The 19293-nt window shown below is 45.6% G+C and carries 19 protein-coding genes; 14 read left to right on the top strand and 5 right to left on the bottom strand.

Going from position 1 to position 19293, the window contains the following annotated elements; translation table 11 throughout:
• Positions 1–362 precede the first annotated feature (362 nt).
• From plsY to QUB11_RS13230, 4 genes are all read right to left on the bottom strand, one after another.
• Positions 363–1043 carry a glycerol-3-phosphate 1-O-acyltransferase PlsY gene (gene plsY, locus QUB11_RS13245; protein ID WP_333141024.1) on the bottom strand — a complete coding sequence of 227 codons (681 nt, stop codon included), beginning with the start codon at positions 1041–1043 and terminating at the stop codon, positions 363–365.
• Positions 1044–1154: 111 nt separating this feature from the next.
• Positions 1155–2486, bottom strand: a complete 1332-nt coding sequence (locus QUB11_RS13240; RefSeq protein ID WP_333390821.1) for a DUF3086 domain-containing protein — start codon at positions 2484–2486, stop codon at positions 1155–1157.
• A gap of 59 nt (positions 2487–2545) precedes the next feature.
• Positions 2546–2938: a DUF3119 family protein gene (locus QUB11_RS13235; RefSeq protein WP_333390819.1), complete on the bottom strand. Its 393-nt coding sequence runs from the start codon at positions 2936–2938 to the stop codon at positions 2546–2548.
• 63 nt (positions 2939–3001) lie between these two features.
• Positions 3002–3796, bottom strand: a complete 795-nt coding sequence (locus QUB11_RS13230; protein WP_333205339.1) for an MlaE family lipid ABC transporter permease subunit — start codon at positions 3794–3796, stop codon at positions 3002–3004.
• 186 nt (positions 3797–3982) lie between these two features.
• On the opposite strand from QUB11_RS13230, the gene QUB11_RS13225 reads away from it, so the two are divergent.
• Positions 3983–4270 carry a hypothetical protein gene (locus QUB11_RS13225; protein ID WP_333205340.1) on the top strand — a complete coding sequence of 96 codons (288 nt, stop codon included), beginning with the start codon at positions 3983–3985 and terminating at the stop codon, positions 4268–4270.
• A 254-nt stretch (positions 4271–4524) separates the two neighbouring features.
• The gene (locus tag QUB11_RS13220; protein ID WP_333155137.1) at positions 4525–4965 is read left to right on the top strand and encodes an Hsp20/alpha crystallin family protein; all 441 of its coding nucleotides are present in this window, start codon (positions 4525–4527) and stop codon (positions 4963–4965) included.
• A 14-nt stretch (positions 4966–4979) separates the two neighbouring features.
• On the opposite strand, the gene QUB11_RS13215 is transcribed toward QUB11_RS13220, so the two are convergent.
• Positions 4980–5213 (bottom strand): hypothetical protein, encoded by a 234-nt coding sequence (locus tag QUB11_RS13215; RefSeq protein ID WP_333155138.1) that lies wholly within the window; start codon positions 5211–5213, stop codon positions 4980–4982.
• Between the two features lie 6 nt (positions 5214–5219).
• On the opposite strand from QUB11_RS13215, the gene QUB11_RS13210 reads away from it, so the two are divergent.
• From QUB11_RS13210 to QUB11_RS13155, 12 genes are all read left to right on the top strand, one after another.
• Positions 5220–5582, top strand: a complete 363-nt coding sequence (locus QUB11_RS13210; RefSeq protein WP_333390817.1) for a hypothetical protein — start codon at positions 5220–5222, stop codon at positions 5580–5582.
• A 1-nt stretch (position 5583) separates the two neighbouring features.
• A complete protein-coding gene (locus QUB11_RS13205) occupies positions 5584–5967 on the top strand; it encodes a hypothetical protein (RefSeq protein WP_333390814.1) in 384 nt (127 codons plus the stop codon).
• 128 nt (positions 5968–6095) lie between these two features.
• Positions 6096–6458: a hypothetical protein gene (locus tag QUB11_RS13200; protein ID WP_333390811.1), complete on the top strand. Its 363-nt coding sequence runs from the start codon at positions 6096–6098 to the stop codon at positions 6456–6458.
• On the top strand, positions 6451–6849 hold the full coding sequence (locus QUB11_RS13195) for a hypothetical protein (protein ID WP_333205344.1): 399 nt from the start codon (positions 6451–6453) through the stop codon (positions 6847–6849). Before QUB11_RS13200 ends, QUB11_RS13195 begins: the two co-directional genes overlap by 8 nt.
• A gap of 173 nt (positions 6850–7022) precedes the next feature.
• On the top strand, positions 7023–7424 hold the full coding sequence (locus tag QUB11_RS13190; RefSeq protein WP_015178455.1) for a fasciclin domain-containing protein: 402 nt from the start codon (positions 7023–7025) through the stop codon (positions 7422–7424).
• A 333-nt stretch (positions 7425–7757) separates the two neighbouring features.
• A complete protein-coding gene (locus QUB11_RS13185; RefSeq protein ID WP_333390808.1) occupies positions 7758–12863 on the top strand; it encodes a PAS domain S-box protein in 5106 nt (1701 codons plus the stop codon).
• Between the two features lie 467 nt (positions 12864–13330).
• Positions 13331–13558, top strand: coding sequence for a hypothetical protein (locus tag QUB11_RS13180; protein WP_190656515.1), 228 nt, complete (start codon positions 13331–13333; stop codon positions 13556–13558).
• Positions 13559–13878: 320 nt separating this feature from the next.
• Positions 13879–14964 carry an amino acid ABC transporter substrate-binding protein gene (locus QUB11_RS13175; RefSeq protein WP_333390805.1) on the top strand — a complete coding sequence of 362 codons (1086 nt, stop codon included), beginning with the start codon at positions 13879–13881 and terminating at the stop codon, positions 14962–14964.
• A 368-nt stretch (positions 14965–15332) separates the two neighbouring features.
• Positions 15333–16547 (top strand): ABC transporter permease subunit, encoded by a 1215-nt coding sequence (locus QUB11_RS13170; RefSeq protein ID WP_333390802.1) that lies wholly within the window; start codon positions 15333–15335, stop codon positions 16545–16547.
• Positions 16548–16595: 48 nt separating this feature from the next.
• Positions 16596–17195, top strand: a complete 600-nt coding sequence (locus QUB11_RS13165; RefSeq protein ID WP_333390799.1) for a hypothetical protein — start codon at positions 16596–16598, stop codon at positions 17193–17195.
• Between the two features lie 22 nt (positions 17196–17217).
• Complete coding sequence (locus tag QUB11_RS13160; protein ID WP_333205349.1) at positions 17218–18417, top strand: amino acid ABC transporter permease; 1200 nt, start codon at positions 17218–17220, stop codon at positions 18415–18417.
• A 49-nt stretch (positions 18418–18466) separates the two neighbouring features.
• The gene (locus QUB11_RS13155; RefSeq protein WP_333205350.1) at positions 18467–19219 is read left to right on the top strand and encodes an amino acid ABC transporter ATP-binding protein; all 753 of its coding nucleotides are present in this window, start codon (positions 18467–18469) and stop codon (positions 19217–19219) included.
• Positions 19220–19293 lie beyond the last annotated feature (74 nt).

Below are 19293 nucleotides of genomic sequence, written 5' to 3'. Positions count from 1 at the left end.
TCTCTTGTTTCATCTGTAGAAAAAATTCTTAAAGAATTTGGAGATAATTATGTAATTAATTTTGCTTAACTACTTATCTAGGACTAATTCAGCAACGGAGGAAACGGCATTGCCGTTTCCCTACCGCAAAATAATCAATCTTCCTGGCTTGGATGTAACCATCACCCGATTAATTGTAGTGCCGTGTCCTGACTGAAAGCATCCAGGATACAAGCCCCCGGATTCATTCCGAAAGCAGACTCAGGACCCAGAAATAAAAAACCTGTATCCGAGAAACTTGCCGAACGTATTTATCCGTGGGGTCAATGTTTCAATCTAAAATCTAAAATCTAAAATCTAAAATCGATTGACTGTGGGTAATATCAATCGCTAGCTGCTGTTTCCAATTTCTGCCCAATTCTCGGTTCCGTACCATTCAACAACCGCTGAATATTGCTGCGGTGTCGCACAATTACAAACACACCGCCCGCAATTCCAAACAATACATAAGCCAGCGGCTGATGTAAAGCAAACATCAATCCAGCCACGCTAATTGCCCCGATAATCGAACTTAAAGAAACAATTCGCGAAACCGCAAATACTATCCCGAAAATTCCGAAAGTTCCCAAACCAACGGGCCAGTACAAACCCAGCAAAACTCCCAAACTCGTAGCCACAGATTTACCCCCCGTAAACCCCAGCCAGATTGATTTGCTGTGGCCCAAAACAGCCGAGAAACCCGCCAAAGTTGCCATCCAAGGGAGGAGAGTTGCAGTATTTTCTAAACCTGCTGCGGTTGCTAGCTGGCTGGTAAAAGTGAGAGAGTAAATGTAGCGGATTAGGACGATCGCACTTACCCCCTTCAACACATCCACCAACAAAACCCCCAACCCCGGCCACTTCCCCAAAGTCCTCAGTACGTTAGTCGCACCAGTCGAACCCGAACCAACCTCTCGAATATCAATTCCTAGCATCCATTTCCCCAAGGCGTACCCCGTAGGAATCGAACCAAGCAGATAAGCTGCTATTAGCAATGCGCCATTTAAAATTATCCAGCTAGCCATTTTTTAATTTGAGATTTCCTGTACTTTTAAAATTTGCAACCTTTCCCTAGCATAATTAGCAATTAGCAATTAGCAATTACTAATTAGCAATTACCAATTACCAATTACCAATCAAAAATCCTTAGCAGTCGTCAAAGTTTGCGGATCTGCAGCAAAGGCCAACCATAACGGAAATTGCAGGATTGACAAACTAATTAAATCCTCAGTTTCATCAATGACAATTAGGGGCAATTTGCCATCTTTCACCAGTCGATCGGCTTTTTGAGCCAAAGCCTCCGCAGACTCAAACATAATAATCCCCCTTTCCGGGCCAAAATCGCTGCGAGTAATGCCCAAACAGTCCTGCAAACCCCGGCGCCACTCTCCCAAACGTTCGGGACTGTTCGCGAGCACCAAAGTCCGCACCCGTCCACCGTAGACGCTTCTGAGTACAGAAATAATTGTCGAAGTAATCAAGATATTTTGCAAGCGCGAACCCATAGTCCGCAAAGCACCCCTTCCTCCTTGGGTGAAAAACCAGTTAGAAACTCGTTCCGCGTGGATGGGTTCAAAAGTGCGGCGGAGTTGCCAAGGCGGGCCGTAGTAGTCGGGGACAGTGCGATATTGATCGAGGGTGCGGCGAATTTGTTTGGCTTGTTCTTGAAATCCCTGTTCGGCAAATTTGGGATTTACCGGTGCTGAGGATTGAGACTCCTCAGCAGCAGTTCGCTGTGGTGTCTCTTGCACCGGCGGTGTCAAATCTAAGAGTTCTGCGGTGGCGGCCAAATCCTGCAAACTGCCTACTAAATAGTCTTTGAAACCCTGGACTCGAATTGCTAAATCTTGGGAAACGCCGGCAAAAGTGGTTCGCATTTCCTTCTGAATTCGATCGCGCCGCCGTTCGAGTTTTTCAACTTCGATTTGTAGCGCTTGTTTGCGCTGATCTAGTTGAATCAAGCCGTCTTGTACTAAACGCCCGATCGATGCTTGAGCCGCGCCCAACGCTTCTATAGCATTGGCTTTGTCGGCTTCCAAGGCGGCAATTTTTTCAGTCAAAGCTTGTTCTTGCTGCTGCAATTCTTTGACTCGCTCTGCCAACTGTTCGGTAACATTTTCTGGGATGGGCGTTACCGTTTCTTCGGTTGCTGTTGGCTGCGAGTCTGTGGGAGGCTCGATTTGAGCGATCGGACTTTCTGATTCGCCATCGTCGGTGTTGGGCCCAATTTGGGCGAGTGCGCCTGCTTCGTCCACGAATTGGGCGATTTCGGCATCTTCCTCGTCCAGCGGCGGGTCTGTTTCTGGCGGGTGTTGGGCTGGCATTTCATTTTCGTCGAGCCACAAATCTTGTGTTTGAGATAGAAGTTGGTACTCCGTCTCATTCACGGGTAAATCGACTTCGCCGTCACCGCTTGGGGCGGCTGGTTGTGGTTGCGGTTCTTGGGTTGGAGATTCGTCTGAATTCATGGGAAATTTTGTTCGGCGTGGGGCACAGAAAAGTTAAAAATTTAAAATTAACAACTTTTTTAGTCTTGACGGGGACAGCGCTGTTCTAAGCAGGTCTGTAGCATTTTACGATCGAACAGAACCGGCAGAAAGTGAATGCTGTTAATTTCTTTGAAATAGAACAAAATCGGCACCGCGGGCCAAAATATCCGCCAATTTTGCCATTCTCGGTAAGGAAAGCGGCGGATCAAGTTGGACGATCGATAAATGTCCAAATCTGTTGGGGTAAATTGCAGCCGGATGGTGGCTGCTTGGTACATCAGAAACAAGCCGAACAGCGCAAGTGGCAAACTCGCCCACTTCTGCACGAACAGCAGCGGTAGGGCCGCCAGTACCAGGACTAGGGGAATCGCATAACTCGGGGCGAGTTCGATCGTATTTGTCGGCGCAGTCGAAGAGGCTGTTGTAGTCACGGGTTTAAATCAAGGGTAGTAAACTAATGTTGCCAATTATTCATATTTTATCCGTTTCTTAGCTTACAGGCCTTTGAGTACGCTAGAGCCCGTCCCCTGAAACATCAGCCAAGTCAGGAAAAAGTTCACAATAAAAATAGCCAGCAAAGCCGTCACCACCGCCGTAGTAGTCGATTGACCGACGCCTTTTGCCCCGCCGGTGGTAGTCAAACCCCAGCTAGTGCCAATTACAGCAATCAAACCACCGAACACAAAAGCCTTAATTGCTGCGCTGCAAATATCCCACAGACTCAGGAAATTGCGGACTGATTCTAAAAACACGCTTTGAGAGATGCCGTACATCGTCGTAGCAATCAGCAGTCCACCGAGGATGCCGGTGACGAGACACATGATGGTTAAAATTGGCAGCATCAAGCAGCAAGCTAGGACGCGGGGAATTACTAAATAGTCGATCGGGTCTGTTCTGAGCATCAGCAGGGCATCTATCTGCTCTGTCACCTGCATCGTGCCGATTTCCGCCGCAAAAGCCGAACCTACCCGTCCCGTCACGATGACGGCTGTTAAGACGGGGCCGAGTTCGCGAGTCAAAGACAAAGCCAAAACGCCACCGACGACATTGCCGGCACCGAGGTTAATAAACTCCCTCGCTACCTGAATAGTAAATACCATGCCGACAAAACCCGCAGTCAGCAAAGCAATCAGCAGAGATTCCGGGCCGACTGCTGCCATTTGGTCGAGGGTGTTGCGGCGGTGAATTTTGCCCTTCAGTAAGTGCAGCATGACTTGGCCACCCAATAAAGCTGCTGCCAGCAACCGCTGACTCCACAAACTGAGGCTGGAAGATGTAGTGGTGCTCAAGGGGATTTCGAGTATAGAACAACTGCAAAAAATGAAATCTATCTACAAATCTTAAACAAGTTTTTTCTCTAACATTTAAGATTTCTGACAGAACCGGCCACTGAGGGCGATCGCTGCCTATCGTAGAAAAGGACAAGTTTTGTTTGCTTGTACCTTTCGGCAGTTTAGCTGAATTTACTGACTCTTATGAGCATTTTTCCCAATTTTCTTCGCTCTCTACTGCTGACGGGCCTGTTGAGCTTTGTCGCCCCCTTATTGTTAATCGGCGCGGGATTGACTAGCTTTTCGCTGATTGGCTTCGTGCCTGCTCTCCAAGGAGTTGGTCGTTCTGGAGAAGACCTGATTTTGCAGTTCTTAGCTACTTTCGGCAGCGGCTGTCCCCTCCAGGGTTTTTTGGTGATCGGTCTAACATTTAGTTTGGTGGGTGCTTTGTTTGATACCTACGCTTCTTATCAGCATTCGCGGTGGAGTTAATCGAACCTTCGATTTTAGATTTTAGATGGCAATTCCTCGCTCGAATCTAAAATCTAAAGTTGCTGGGTTCGGGTTGGATCGGATACCCGCCCCTTTTGATGATTTTACAATACCGATCGCGAATGTTCGGAAATGCGATCGGCCTTTTTGCGGAAAACCGAATCCCCCTATTTCGGAAGCTGGAATATATTAAATACAGGTTGAGTCAAGTGTTTCTCAACCCCTAAAAACTTCAGATAGTCGAGGTATTAGTTATGGCACTTATTCGTTGGGAACCTTTGCGGGAAATGGACTCCTTGCAACGAGAAATGAATCGGTTGTTTGATAGCTTGACACCGGCAACCGATCGCGCATCTAACGGTTCTGCTTTTCTACCCCCCGCCGAACTCGAAGAAACTCCCGAAGCCATCCACCTTAAGTTAGAAATTCCGGGCATGGAAGCTAAGGATTTGGACGTACAAGTAACCGCAGAAGCTGTTGCTATCAGTGGCGAACGCCGTCAGGAAACTAAGAGTGAAGATAAAGGCATGACTCGCTCTGAGTTCCGCTACGGTTCGTTCCGCCGGGTGATTCCCCTACCCGCACGGGTTCAAAATGACAGCGTAGAAGCTGAGTACAAAAATGGAGTTTTAAACCTGAATTTGCCTAAAGCGGAAGCGGAAAAGAACCGCGTGGTTAAAGTTCAAATCGGCTAATAAATAATTGTTGGTTAATTGCTGATAGATAGGGCGTGCGGTGCGCGCCCTATTTGTTTTGGGAATTGGGCATTGGTAATTGGTAATGGGGCAGAAAAGCATTGGGCATTGGTAATTGGCAATTGCGAGTTTGAGGAATGATTCTTCTTTTTTCCTTCTTCGTTCTTCCATCCATCCGTTACATCCTCAGAAAGCGAATCCGTTGCCGAACTTCCTTGTTCCGATTCTTCAACTGTGCTAAACTCCAATAAGCAATGGTTGATGAGGAGACTTGCGTGCCGAGTCAGGGAGTTGGAGGTAATGGAATTGCATCTGAATTTGGAGACTTAACCGGGATGACTCGCCAAGAAGTCGATGATTTTTTGCGCGGACTGGGTGCAGAAATCAGAACTACTGAAGGGGGTTATCTTGAATACGAATTTGCCGATCGTTCGCGAGTCAATATCCGTCCTGATGGTGAAGTTGTACGCACCCCAGCTCCCAGATACAGTTCAGATAGCCGAAAAATAAACAAAGGTTTGCGTCTTGACAAAGATGGCTGCTTGGTCAAAACACGCGATGAATTTGGCAATAAGATTCCTGGGACGCACAATACTGGAGAAAAAGTGAGTAATTAATATGCCCGATGACTACAACTTGCTTAATTTAGGTGGACTTACATCCCTCATCACAAATGTCAATGTGTCTTTGTGGGGGAATGAAATTTTATTTGAATGTATTTACGATCCGACAGGCGATCGATTGCCTTATAGCATAGTATTTCATGACTGCCGAGACATCAGTTGGGAGGTGTTCCATCCTGAAGATGTCACAGATCCTGAAGCTGATTTGATTGGCATTCATTTGGGTGAAAACGCGCACCGGAAAGCAGCTTTGATTCATACAGATATTTTTGAAATTTCTATTTTGTACGGCAGTTTTAGCATTCACAAGGGAGAAAACCTAAATGCTGAAGATTTAGAGACAGAGGTTTTGGTATCACAAGCGCAAGCAGTCGTTTAGTAATTTCGATTTTAGCTGTGAGATTTTAGATAAAAGACTTGGCAATGAGTTGAGAAACAGAGGTTTTGGTATCACAAGCGTATTGCGTAGCTACTTGCAAAAGGTAATGTGCTAAACTCGAAAAGGCAATGGTTGGTGAGGAGACTTGCGTGCCGAGTCAGGGAGTTGGAGGAAATGGAATTGCATCTGAGTTTGGAGACTTAACCGGGATGACTCGCCCAGAAGTCGATGACTTTTTGCGCGGACTGGGTGCAGAAATCAGAACTACTAGAGATGGTTATGTTGCATATAAATTTTTTGATAAGTCAACACTAATGATCCGTCCTAACGGTGAAGTGATTAGAACGCCTGCACCAAAATATGGCTCAGATGGAAGAAATATCAACAAAGGTTTGCGTCTCGATAGAGATGGTAATTTATTGCGAACGAGAGACGAATTTGGTAATTTAATTCCAGGGAGTCACAATACGGGAGAGAAATTAAATGAGTGATTGGAAGGATGACTATAACTTGCTTGGATTGGGTGGTTTTACATCTTTAATCACAAAAGTCAACGTATCTTTATGGGGAAACGAAGTATTAATTGAATGCGTCTACAATCCAGAAGAAAGATTGCCTTATATGCTGGCATTCAAAGACTGTCGCGATATCAGTTGGACTGTACACGATGAAGAGGCTGTGGGCGAATTGGAAGCTGAATTCTTCGGAATTTCTTTGGGCGAGCCGGAACACCGCAAGCCTGCGGTGATTACTACAGACATTTTTGAAATTTCTATTTTGTACGGCAGTTTTAGCATTCACAAAGGAGATAATTTTAACTCACCCATAGCAGATTTAGAAACAGAGGTTTTGGCATCGGGTACGCCAGTATTGTACAAATAACCAATAATATGGTTTCCGGTTGCATCGGAATGATTTAACCGCAGAGAACGCAGAGAACACAGAGGGAGATAAGAGAGATGAATAATTCCGATGCTAACAGATTTGATATAACCAGTAACCAAATCAGTTTACGATACTTAATAGAACTTTTTTCCCAGATGAGGTAAAACACAATGCCTGATATTGTTGATATTGCCGTAGGTGCAGGTTCGTTCCAAACCCTCGTAACAGCCGTGCAAGTAGCTAATTTAGTAGACGCGCTCAAAAGTCCGGGCCCTTTTACTGTCTTTGCACCCAATGACGATGCTTTTGCCAAATTGCCGCCAGGAACTATCACAACCTTAGTGCAGAACGTTCCCCAACTGACCAGGATTTTGATGTTTCACGTCGTCTCCGGTAAGTTTATGAAAGCTGATTTGGCAAAACTCGGTTTTGTTACTTCCTTGGAAGGTTCGCCGATTAAAATTGATTGTTCTGACGGTTTTGAGGTGAAAAATGCTACAGTTGTCGCTGCGGATATCGAAGCTGATAACGGCGTCATCCATGTGATCGATAATGTGATTTTAATGGGCTAGTTTCACGGTCTATTGATTTTCAATTTTCGATTTTTGATTGACTCTACAGATGAATTTGAGGGTTTGAACTTTGGTCTAATTTTTTTGGGTTTAAGCCACGGAAGTCTGGATATCGCATCTATCTTTAGGTGTGATGTTAAGTCGCAGCGGGAGCGAGAGCTTGCATTGAGCAGTGTCTCTTTGCTCCCGATCGCGCCTTGGTTTTTTAGCGCGTGAAGGTAATTTAAATATAAAACCGTTGTCTTTTCGTCGGATATATTTTAAGATGATTGTTTACAAAAATTTGAAAATCAATAATTATTATAATATAAGCAAACCAGTGTGGTGAGCACTATGCAAATCCTAGCCACCAGCCTCAAAGCAACAGTCCGCCAGCGTACCTTGGAACTGCAAGTTCTCAACGAACTTACTCCAAAAGTTCAAGCCAGTCTCAGTGCTGATGAAATTTGGTCTGCGTGTCTGGCACATCTCGATCGCCTGATTCCCACAGAGGCGATCGCAATTTTGACGCTACTGGACGATCGACTATACCTGCAACACTTACAGCCGTTAAGTGCTAGCACCCGATCCGAAATTGAAGGGCGCTTGCAAGCTGCTCGCGCTGAATGGCTTGCTGGCAATCGGGACTGGGCGCACAACATCACTCCCCCACCAATTGCTCAGTTTCAGTCGGTCTTGATGGCACCAGCCAACCTGGATGAAAGTGAAGAATTGTTGGGAGTATTTTTCATTGGTGCAGAGCAGGCAAATGCTTTTAATTTGGAACACCTTTGTTTGCTCCACACGGTCGCTCAAATTTGTACAAAACAGTTAAATATACTAGCAGCTAAAACGACCAGTGTCAAGGATAAACTAAAAAATAATTTTGCTCTGGATTCGGAAAGTCAAGAACTATTGTTGCGGGCTTTAATGACAGGTACGCCGGACAGAGTTTTTGTGAAAGATAGAAACTTTAGATACATTTTTGTCAATCAAAGTTTTGCTGAATATTTGGGGAAAAATGTTGAGGAAATTATCGGCAAAGATGATATTGAATTAGGGTTTTCAGCGGAATTAGTATTTGGCGATCGCAACAACTCAATTAGGGGCATCCGCGAGGACGATCGAGCTGTGCTGGGGGGGGAGAGGGTTCGTAATCCCTACCAGACGATCCTCTTTGAAGGTGGCAAACAGCAGATATTTGACACGCAAAAAGTGCCACTGTGCGATGCAGAGGGTAATATATTTGGGGTTTTAGGTTTTTCTAGAGAGATTGGTCAATTGCAGACCACAGATGAAGCCAGGAATCAAAGCCAAGCCAAACTGCAAAAAATTACTGCTAGCGTACCGGGTACGGTATATCAAATAGACTTACATCCAGACGGCTCGATGGCCTTCTCGTTCGTGAGCGCGGGCTGCCGAGAATTGTATGAAATAGAACCAGAGGCTGCTCAGCAGAATTTTAATGTAATTGTTGACATGATTCATTCCGAAGATCGAGATGATTTTATCAACTCGGTGACGCTTTCTGCTGAAAATTTGCAGCCTTGGCGGTGGGAAGGAAGAATTGTCACTCCGTCGGGAAAACTTAAATGGGTGCAAGGAGCTTCCCAGCCAGAATTTCAAGCATCGGGGGAGATAGTTTACTACGGCTTATTCACGGATATTAGCGCCCGGAAACAAGCTGAACTGAAGCTGCAACTTTATCAACAAATCTTTTTGAAATCCAACGATGCGATCGCGATCTTAGACCCCCAAGGCTATTACTTAGAAACAAATCAAGCTCACACGGCTTTGCTGGGTAACAGCGCGTCAAAATTGTGGGGAAAAACACCTGCAACTCACATGGGAGAACAGGCATTTATGTCTGTGCTGCAAAGCTTGGCAGAAACAGGGAGTTACCGAGGCGAAATGACCTGTATTAAGGCTGTGCAAGAAGGAACAGTTGAGGTGGAGGTTTCGGCTTTTGCGGTTATCAATGATGCTGGGGATGTAGTTTGTTACGTAAGTGTCAAAAGAGACATCACCGAACGCAAGCGAGCTGAGGAAAAACTAAAACTTTACCGAGAAATATTTTTAAACTCCAACGATGCGATCGTCATTATCGATGCTGACGGGTTTTTCCTCGAACAAAATCTTGCTCACCAAACGCTTCTAGGATACACAGACGCGGAATTAGAAGCAGAAGCTTCGCCCCTGGTTGCGGGGGAGCGCTTTTCGGCAATTGCCCAAAGTTTAGCAAAAACAGGAAGTTTTCGGGGCGAAATTACTAACTCCACTAAAAAAGGCCAGACGCTGGCGATCGACGTTGCGGCATACTCTGTGATTAACAACGCCGACGATGTAATTTGTCATGTCTGCGTCAAGCGCGACATTACCGAACGCAAAAAAGGAGAAGAAGAAAGGCAAAAATTTGTGTCGCTGATTGAAAACAGCAGCGATTTTATCGGTATGGCTACCCTGAAAGGCAAAACGCTGTTTGTCAACGAAGCCGGACGAAAACTGGTGGGTGTAGAGAATCTTTCGGCTGTGCTTTATACGGAGATTTGGGATTATATTGGGCCCTATTTTCAACAGAAATTCAGTCAAGAGATTTTACCAACAATTATCAGTCAGGGCCAGTGGCAAGGCGAAGGTCAAATGCAGCACTTGGCCACCGGACAGCCCATTGATGTTGTGATGAATGCTTTTCTGGTCAAGCACCCTCAAACCACTGAACCGCTGTGCTTTGCTGCGGTAATTCGCGATGTCACCGAACGCAAGCAAGCTGAGAGAATGCTGCGGGAACAAGCAGAACAAGAACGCCTGGTTTCGGCGATCGCCCAGCGAGTCCGGCAGTCTCTCAACCTCACTCAAACTCTGAGCACTGCTGTACAAGAAGTGCGGCAGTTGCTGGCAACTGACCGCACGGTAATTTATCGTTTTGATTCCGAGGAAACAGCGATTGTGGTTGTGGAATCTGTAGGGGATGATTGGATGCCCCTGCTGGGAAGAAAAGTTCAAAGAACATCCTTTGGGGAAAGTTATGTATGGCTGTACAGTGCAGAAACAATTCAAGCAATGGCAGATATTTATACTGCAAATTTGAGCGAGGAACACCGAGATTTACTTGCTAGTTTGCAGGTAAGGGCTAATGTAGTTGTACCAATTTTTATAGGCGATGAAAGTCAGGGTTTGGCAGCAGAATATTCGCCGGAAACTCGAAGTGAACTGCCGGGAAGGAGTTTGGAAACGAGCCAAAATCGGTTGTGGGGATTGCTGATTGCCCATCAGTGCAGCGCTCCGCGTGTTTGGACCGATTCTGAGATGGATTTGCTGGGAAGGTTGAGCGTGCAGTTGGCGATCGCCATTCAGCAATCTACTCTTTTTGAACAAGCGCAGCAGGCCCGAGAAGCAGCCCTAGAAGCGTCTCGAATGAAGTCGCTATTTTTAGCAAATATGAGTCACGAAATCCGTACTCCGATGAATGGAGTGATGGGGATGACTGATTTGCTGCTGAAAACGAATCTTACTCCAGAACAGCTTGACTTTGTACAGACGCTGAAACTCAGCGGCCAAAATTTACTCTCCATCATTAACGATATTCTGGATCTCTCCAAACTGGAAGCAGGAGAAATGCGCTTAGAAATACTAGAATTTAACCTCAGTATCTGTGTGAATGAAGTGCTGGATTTGTTGGCAACTCCCGCACAAGAAAAAGGTCTAGAAGTGGTGGCACTAATTGACAGCGACGTGCCGCTGCAAATTAAAGGTGATGCAGCGCGGTTGCGGCAAATACTCACTAATTTGATCAACAATGCTATTAAGTTTACAGAAGCAGGAGAAGTGGTAATTGAGGTTGCTAATGCTAGTAATCCTGGGGTCTTGGCAGCTAGCGATAATCAGAAAATTTTAGAGAATATCGAACCGTTAAAAATAGAAAACAATGAGTCGATGCTCCTGCTGTTTAAAGTCACAGATACAGGAATTGGGATTGCTCCCGAAGACAAAAAAAAGCTGTTTCAGTCTTTTACTCAAGTTGATGCCTCTACGACAAGAAAATATGGTGGCACAGGTTTGGGGCTGGCTATCTCTAAGGAGTTGGTGGAGTTAATGGGTGGGCAAATCGGTGTGGAAAGTACCCCTGGCCAAGGCTCGACTTTTTGGTTTACTGTGCCGACAGTTACGGAAAATTTAACTGCTGTCGGGACAGCGTGCGAAGTGAATTTTGAAACGGTGCTGGCGGGGCGAAAAATGTTAGTTGCCAGCGACAAGCCGACAGTGCGAAAAGTGCTAGTGAGAATGGCTGTTTTGTGGGGAATGGAGGTTGAGGAGGTTGAGAACGGTTGGATGACGATCGCATCTCTGTACAAAGCTGTTAGCGTTAATTCCCCTTACGATATAGTTTTGGTTGATATTCAGTTGCCGGAAATGGTGGCGGGAAGTCTCGAACGCTTGAGGATTTCTGAGCCGGCAATGCAGCAGACGCATTGGGTGGTGCTGACTTCAATGACTCAGCTTGCAGAGGCGAAACGCTTGGTAGATAGCGGTTTTAGCGGGTATTTAACTAAACCTGTGAAAGCTCACCGACTATTTGATTGCTTGGCGAATGCGATCGCCCCGATGACGCTGATTGATGAGCCTCTGGCAAATCCAACGTTCAATCGAGCCTCAGCTATTGACAACCGGGAGTTAGCAAATTTAAAGATTTTGTTAGTTGAAGATACTCCAATCAATCAAAAAGTTGGTCTCAATCAACTCAGAGTTTTGGGATGCACTGCGGATGTAGCCAATAACGGTGCAGAGGCGCTATCTATGGTTGCTCTGAAAAAATATGACCTTGTGTTGATGGACTGTCAGATGCCGATTTTGGACGGTTACGAAGCAACGCTGCAATTGCGCCGCCTAGAAGCGGCAGAGGTTGCTGGTGGGAAGATGGAGCCACATCAAAAGACGGTGGTGATTGCGATGACGGCGAATGCTTTGAAGGGCGATCGGGAAAAGTGTCTGGCGGCGGGCATGGACGATTATATTAGCAAACCTATTGCGATCGAAAAGTTAAAATCGGTACTAGCAAATTGGTCGGTCAAACTAAAAATTGGAACTCCCAAGTTTAAGGCCGAGGAACTTCAAAACTCTGAACCAGATATCGAATCGGTAGTAGATATGGCACGTTTGCACGAAATTTCGGGCGCTGATTTAGAGTTTGAGCGGGAAATACTGCAAGCTTTTGTGGTGGATACTGGTAGTTATTTAGAAGCTGCTAAGGGGGCGATCGCCTCGCGAGATATGGAGACGCTGGCCCGCCACGCTCATCAAATTAAAGGTGTCAGCGCTACGGCGGCGGTGCGGTTAATGCCCGATATGGCAGATCAACTTCAAAGTCTGGCCGAATCTAATGATTTGGAGGGGGCTACAAAAATCATCGCTGAATTAGAAATAATTCTGGCGAGGGTTCAAAAGTTGGTGGCTACTGAGTAGTCAATTTTATTGTGCACCGGGCCCGTGGATCCCGATCCCTGACAATCAAGCATCCAGGATACCCGCCACGTGATTCATCCGTCCAGAAATAAAAAACCTGTATCCGATGAAACTTGCCGAACGTATTTATCTCGCGCAAGTCAATGCTTCAATCCTAAAATCTAAAATCTAAAATCTAAAATCTAAAATCGATTGACGGCTCTTGGCAGCCCCCACGAGCGAGCGCGTGTAAAGATTTTTAATTTTTTATCAAGATATTTATCTCAATGTGAAGGAATTGGGAACTCTTATAACATCTTGTGTGTTGTAACTTGTGACACTACTGTATTAAGTTATTGTGGTCAAATATAAAATAATCATTAAGCCGATCGCTCTGAGGGTGCTTTTCGTCGATCGGCTTGAGACACCAAGACCCGCTTTTCGCTATCCCCGCCCATTAAGTGCGTATTTACGCTCAACGAGGTTTTATGACTCCAGTCATGTTACGCCAACTCTGGTCATTAATTGAGACCACCCAAGCTACTCTGTTAGTCAATTTAGACGATGCCACCCTGGTACAGTGGCTGCTGAAGCAGTTAAAGACGAACTCTGCGCTTAATGGCAAAGAAGCAGATGTGTTGGACGAATACATCCAGTCTCGGCTTTCCCTAATCCGCGATTTAGCTGAGCAACGGCTAGCACCAGAGCTACTGTGAGCGGATTCAATCAAAATCGGATAAATATTCCAGGGAACGGCGATGCTCGCTCCCGCTGGGCAGAAATAGCAGAAAAGAAACCGGGTTTCGAGGATAAATCTTAGGTTTGACGACCAGGCCTCCAGCCAGAAACCGGGTTTCTAACTCTGGGCTCCTAGTTTGCTCAAAAAAACACAGGCGGGTAGTCGGTGCAGTTGCCACAGTGCAGCACCGGATGCAGAACGGCTAATTTGAAGCCGGAGGCTTTTGTAGATCGCCGATCGCCACAGTTCTCGACAGCTACAAGGTAGGATTGTCAGGAAAGCGTTCTATTAAAATCTATGCGTAAATGGGGATTTCTGCTGCTAGCAAGCGTGTTATTTGCGGCACCGTTGGCATCTTGTAGGGATCGATCGGCACAAACCGGACAAACAACAGCAACAACTGCAGCAGGTGGCAACTCGCAACAAGGTTCCAGCCGGATAGATACAATTGTCAGCCGCGGCAAACTGATTTGTGGCATCAGCGGCGAACTACCGGGTTTTAGCTTTGTAGACGAAAAAGGCAAATATTCGGGACTGGATGTGGATGTGTGCAGGGCTGTGGCGGCGGCAATATTTGACGACCCCGAAAAAGTCGAGTACCGAAAACTCAACGCTAAAGATAGATTTACAGTTTTGCAGGCGGGAGAAATCGACATTCTCAGCCGAAATACTACCTACACCGCGAGTCGCGACAGCACTACCGGACTCGAATTTGCCCCGGTGATCTTTTATGACTCTCAAAGCATCATGGTCAAAAAAGACAGCGGCATCAAAAGTTTAAAAGATTTTGCGGGCAAATCTATCTGCGTGCAGACAGGTACGAGCACCGAACAAAATTTGTCTGACCAAATGCGAAAAATAGGAGTTAAATACACTCCTGTCGTGTTTGAAGATGTGAATTCTACCTTTGCGACTTATCAAGAAGGTCGCTGTCAAGGTGTTACTGCCGATCGATCGCAACTTGTTTCTAAGCGGACAACTCTGCCGAATTCCGAGAATAATGTTGTTTTGCCGATCGTGATGTCAAAAGAACCGTTAGCCCCAGCGGTGAAAAGCGGCGATCCTAAATGGTCTGACGCGGTGAGATGGATTATTTTCGCGGCGATTGAAGCTGAAGATTTGGGAATTAATTCAGGAAATGTAGACAAAATAGTGGCAAGCACTACAGATCCGAACGTCAAACGTTTGCTAGGAACAGAAGGAGATTTAGGTAAAGGTTTGGGACTCCCGAACGACTACGTAGTCCGCGTTGTGAAGAAAGTCGGGAATTACGGAGAAATGTACGATCGCAACCTCGGCCCCAAAAGTACACTCAAGTTAGAACGGGGTCAAAACAGACTCTGGAAAGATGGCGGTTTGCTTTATTCGCCCCCGTTCCGCTAATTTTAGTTAACTGTTAACTGTTGACTGTTAACTGTTGACTGTTGACTGTTGACTGTTAACAGTCACGCACCAAAGCTATGTAGGGTGCGTGACGGTGAAAATCCCGATCGCCAATCGAGTAACTATCAAGTCACGCACCAAAGCTATGTAGAGTGCGTGACTTAAAAAATCCCGATCGCCAATCGAGTAACTATCAAGTCATATCAAATCCGGTAGCATCGTCCTGTATTCATCTCTGTATTCTCTCCCTCTGCGTTCTCTGCGCCCTCTGCGGTTAAATCATTCCGATGCAACCGGAAACGATATCACGCACCAAAGCTCAATCTCGCCTGGATTTGCCAGCAGATTTATCAAATATAATTTAAGTTATGAAACCAGAACCTCAACCGGGCAAAGCCCAGAAATTGCCCAAATTTAAAGATATATCAAAACTCCTGCGGGACGATCGCTTCTGGAAAATAGCCGTACAGGCGATCGCCCTAATTTTAGTAATAGTTGTTATTGCCATTCTTTGGGACAATCTCAGTGCCAATTACTCGCAACTGGGGATTGCATTTGGATTTGATTTTCTCAATTCCCAAGCATCCTTTGACATCGGCGAAAGTGTAATCCCCTACAGTCCCGCCAACAGTTACAGACAAGCTTATTTAGTCGGTTTAATCAACTCGCTGCGGGTGATGGGTATCGGCATTATTTTCGCCACAGTTGCGGGTTTGACGGTAGGAATTGCGCGCCTTTCCGACAATTGGCTGCTGCGAAGTTTGGCTGGTTTGTATGTGGAAATCTTGCGAAATACGCCGTTATTGCTGCAATTATTTTTCTGGTATTTTGCAGTTTTCATTTCCCTGCCAAAACTGGAAGACAATCAGCAGATGAGGGGGCCGATTTACTTCACAAATCGCGGCATTGCTGTACCTTGGCCTGTGGCTTTGCCGGGTTTTGAGATTTGGTTGATTTTGCTAACTGTCGGAGTTTTGGCGGCCGTGGCGCTGTGGATGTGGCGGGCGCGGGTGATGGTGGAAGAAGCTAAGCCGGGAAGACAGTTGTTTTGGGCTCTAGGTGCGATCGGGCTAAGTGCAATCTTAGCTTTGATTATTACCAAAAATCTGCCTTTTCGTCTAGATTTCCCCCGCCTGACACCAGCCTTGCAACTCGAAGGAGGGTTAAAATTAACTCCTGAATTTGCCGCCTTGGTGACAGGACTCAGCTTGTATACTGGCAGTTACATTGCAGAAATTGTGCGGGCCGGAATTCAGTCAGTATCGAAAGGTCAGTGGGAAGCGGGAAAGTCTTTAGGGCTGAAGTCTGGAACCATGATGCGGATGGTAATTTTGCCCCAAGCTTTGCGGGTGATTGTGCCGCCTTTAACCAGTCAGTATCTGAATTTAGCTAAGAATTCGAGTTTAGCGGTTGCGGTTGCTTATCCCGACGTTTATTTTGTGGTGGGCTCTCCGACGTTGAATCAGACCGGTCGGGCGATCGAAGCAATGTTAATTATCATGGTAACATACCTAACAATTAGTTTGATAGTTTCTCTGTTCATGAATTGGTACAATAAAACCGTACAAATCAAGGAAAGATAAAGAGTTAATGTTGGAATTTTTACAACGGCGATCAGAGGAAATAGAAAAATGGCGTACAGTGATTTTAGTTTAGAGGGCGCAGTCAAAACATTTGGATTAAAGTATTCGGAAGTCGCCGATTTGTTTGGCAAAGAACCCAACTTAGAATGCAGCCAACTACTAGCAGAAACTCTCAAACGCAGTGTACCGTTAGGTCTGGCAAGTAACACCCAGAAATCCCGCGCTGAAATGATGACAGCGCCAATTTTAATTGAACTTAGAGAACAATTACAAAATCGAATTAGCTTATTTTCCGGTATTGACTTTAATGTTGACTCCGAAAGAGGCTTAGACGGTAGTTGCGATTTTCTAATTGGCAATTCATCAGGACTTTTGTTAGTTGTTGCACCAGTCATTATAATTGTAGAAGCAAAACCGGAAAATCTCAATAGTGAATTGGGACAGTGCGTAGCAGAAATGCTAGGCGCTAGAATATTTAATGAACGTGAAGGCAACGATATTCCTGCGATTTTTGGTGCTGTGACTAGCGGAAATATCTGGAAATTTCTTCGATTAAAAAATCAAGTAATTGAAATAGATTTGACCGAGTATTACCTCACCGAGGTTAATAAAATTTTAGGTATTTTAGCCAGTGCAATTAATAATTAATAATTAATAACCAACAAATAAAATGGAAACAATACCTGTATTACCGCCCCCAGCCACCGAATCGCCTACCCCTTGGAATTGGGCGCGCAAAAATTTATTTAGTACCTGGTACAACAGCATTCTGACAGTAGTTTGCCTCATTATCGCCTTCCAAACTATTAAAGGAATTATCGTTTGGGCAACAACAAAAGCTCAATGGCGCGTGTTAGAAGCAAACTTGCCGCTATTTTTCGCAGGCAGATTTCCCAGCGAATCCTACTGGCGGCTGTGGATAGTAACGGCCATCATTGCCTTGTTGGGAGGATTAACTTGGGGAAACATTCAGCGGCAAGAACGTCTTTGGAATCCGCCTTTACTAATTATACTCGGTGCTGCAGTTGTGGGTGCGGTCATTTCGCCGATCGACCTAACCTCTCGTTTTTACCTGCTAGCAAATATTATTGTAGCGGCGGCTAGCTATTGGGCGGGGAGACAAATTCACCCTAAAATAATGAGTTGGATGCCTGCAATCTGGGTTCTTTCCTTCCCAATAGTTTTGTGGCTAATTAAAGGCGGGTTAGGTTTGTCCGAAGTGTCAACAAATGATTGGGGCGGTTTAGTATTGACGCTGTTTTTAGCAGTTATTAGTATTGTGCTTTCCTTTCCTTTGGGAGTATTGCTAGCACTCGGCAGACAAAGTTCTTTGCCCGTTGTGAGACTGTTATCAACATTATATATTGAAATTATTCGCGGTTTACCATTAATTGGCATTTTGTTTTTAGGTCAAGTGATGCTGCAACTCTTCTTGCCGCCCGAATATCCGAAATTGGATAGAGTAATTAGAGCGATTGCTGGATTAACCTTATTTAGTGCGGCATACTTGGCGGAAAACGTGCGCGGTGGCTTGCAGGCCGTGCCCAGGGGACAAATAGAAGCAGCTAGGTCGATCGGACTCAATACACCCCTGCTTACAATTCTCATTGTACTGCCTCAAGCACTGCGAATCGTCATTCCGGCGATCGGCGGTCAATTCATCGGATTATTTATGGATACTTCCCTGCTATCTCTATTCGGAATGTTAGAATTAATCGGAATATCCCGCGCCGTTTTAGCAAATCCTTCCTATATCGGCAGGTACGCCGAAGTTTACATATTCGTCGGCATCATTTATTGGATATTTTGCTACTCAATGTCCCTAGCCAGCCGCAAAATAGAGCGAACATTAGGAGTAAGCGAAAGATAAAAAAATATGCGTTCATCCGCGTTCATCAGCGGTTAAAAAACAAAAAAATATGGAAACTAAACCCACAATCCCAGAACAAGTAATCGTAGCAGAAAACGTCCACAAATGGTACGGACAATTTCACGTACTGCGCGGCGTCAGCATGACCGTCAACCGAGGTGAAGTCGTGGTCGTGATGGGGCCATCGGGTTCGGGAAAATCGACGTTTATTCGCACATTCAACGCCTTAGAAGAATACCAACAAGGTAAAATTACGATCGACGGAATCGAACTTTCCCACGACTTACGCAACATTGAGACAATTCGCAGCGAAGTAGGAATGGTGTTTCAGCAATTTAACCTGTTTCCCCACTTATCAGTTTTGCAAAACGTCATGCTAGCGCCAGTATGGGTGCGCCGCTGGCCAAAGAAAAAAGCCGAAGAAGTGGCAATGCAACTCTTAGAAAGAGTGGGAATATTGGAACAAGCAAAAAAATATCCCGGACAGTTGTCTGGAGGACAGCAGCAGCGGGTCGCTATTGCACGTTCTCTGGCCATGCAGCCTAAAATCATGTTATTTGATGAACCGACATCAGCATTAGACCCGGAGATGGTGCGGGAAGTTTTAGATGTAATGCGAAATTTGGCTCAAACGGGAATTACAATGGTGGTTGTGACTCACGAAGTCGGGTTTGCGCGCGAAGTTGCCGATCGCATTGTATTGATGGATGGCGGCGTTTTAGTGGAAGAAGCGAAGCCGGAAGAGTTTTTTCAGAATCCGAAGGAAGAACGCACGCGCAAGTTTTTATCTCAGATATTGTAACTGATTTTCAAGTTTAGTCGGTGGGTTTGGCGACGGTAGCAGCAGTAAAAATAGACATAATTAAGGTAAAATAA

The organism is Microcoleus sp. B6-A1, from assembly GCF_036705085.1.
GTDB lineage: Bacteria > Cyanobacteriota > Cyanobacteriia > Cyanobacteriales > Microcoleaceae > Microcoleus.
This window is presented reverse-complemented; position numbering and strand designations above follow the sequence as displayed.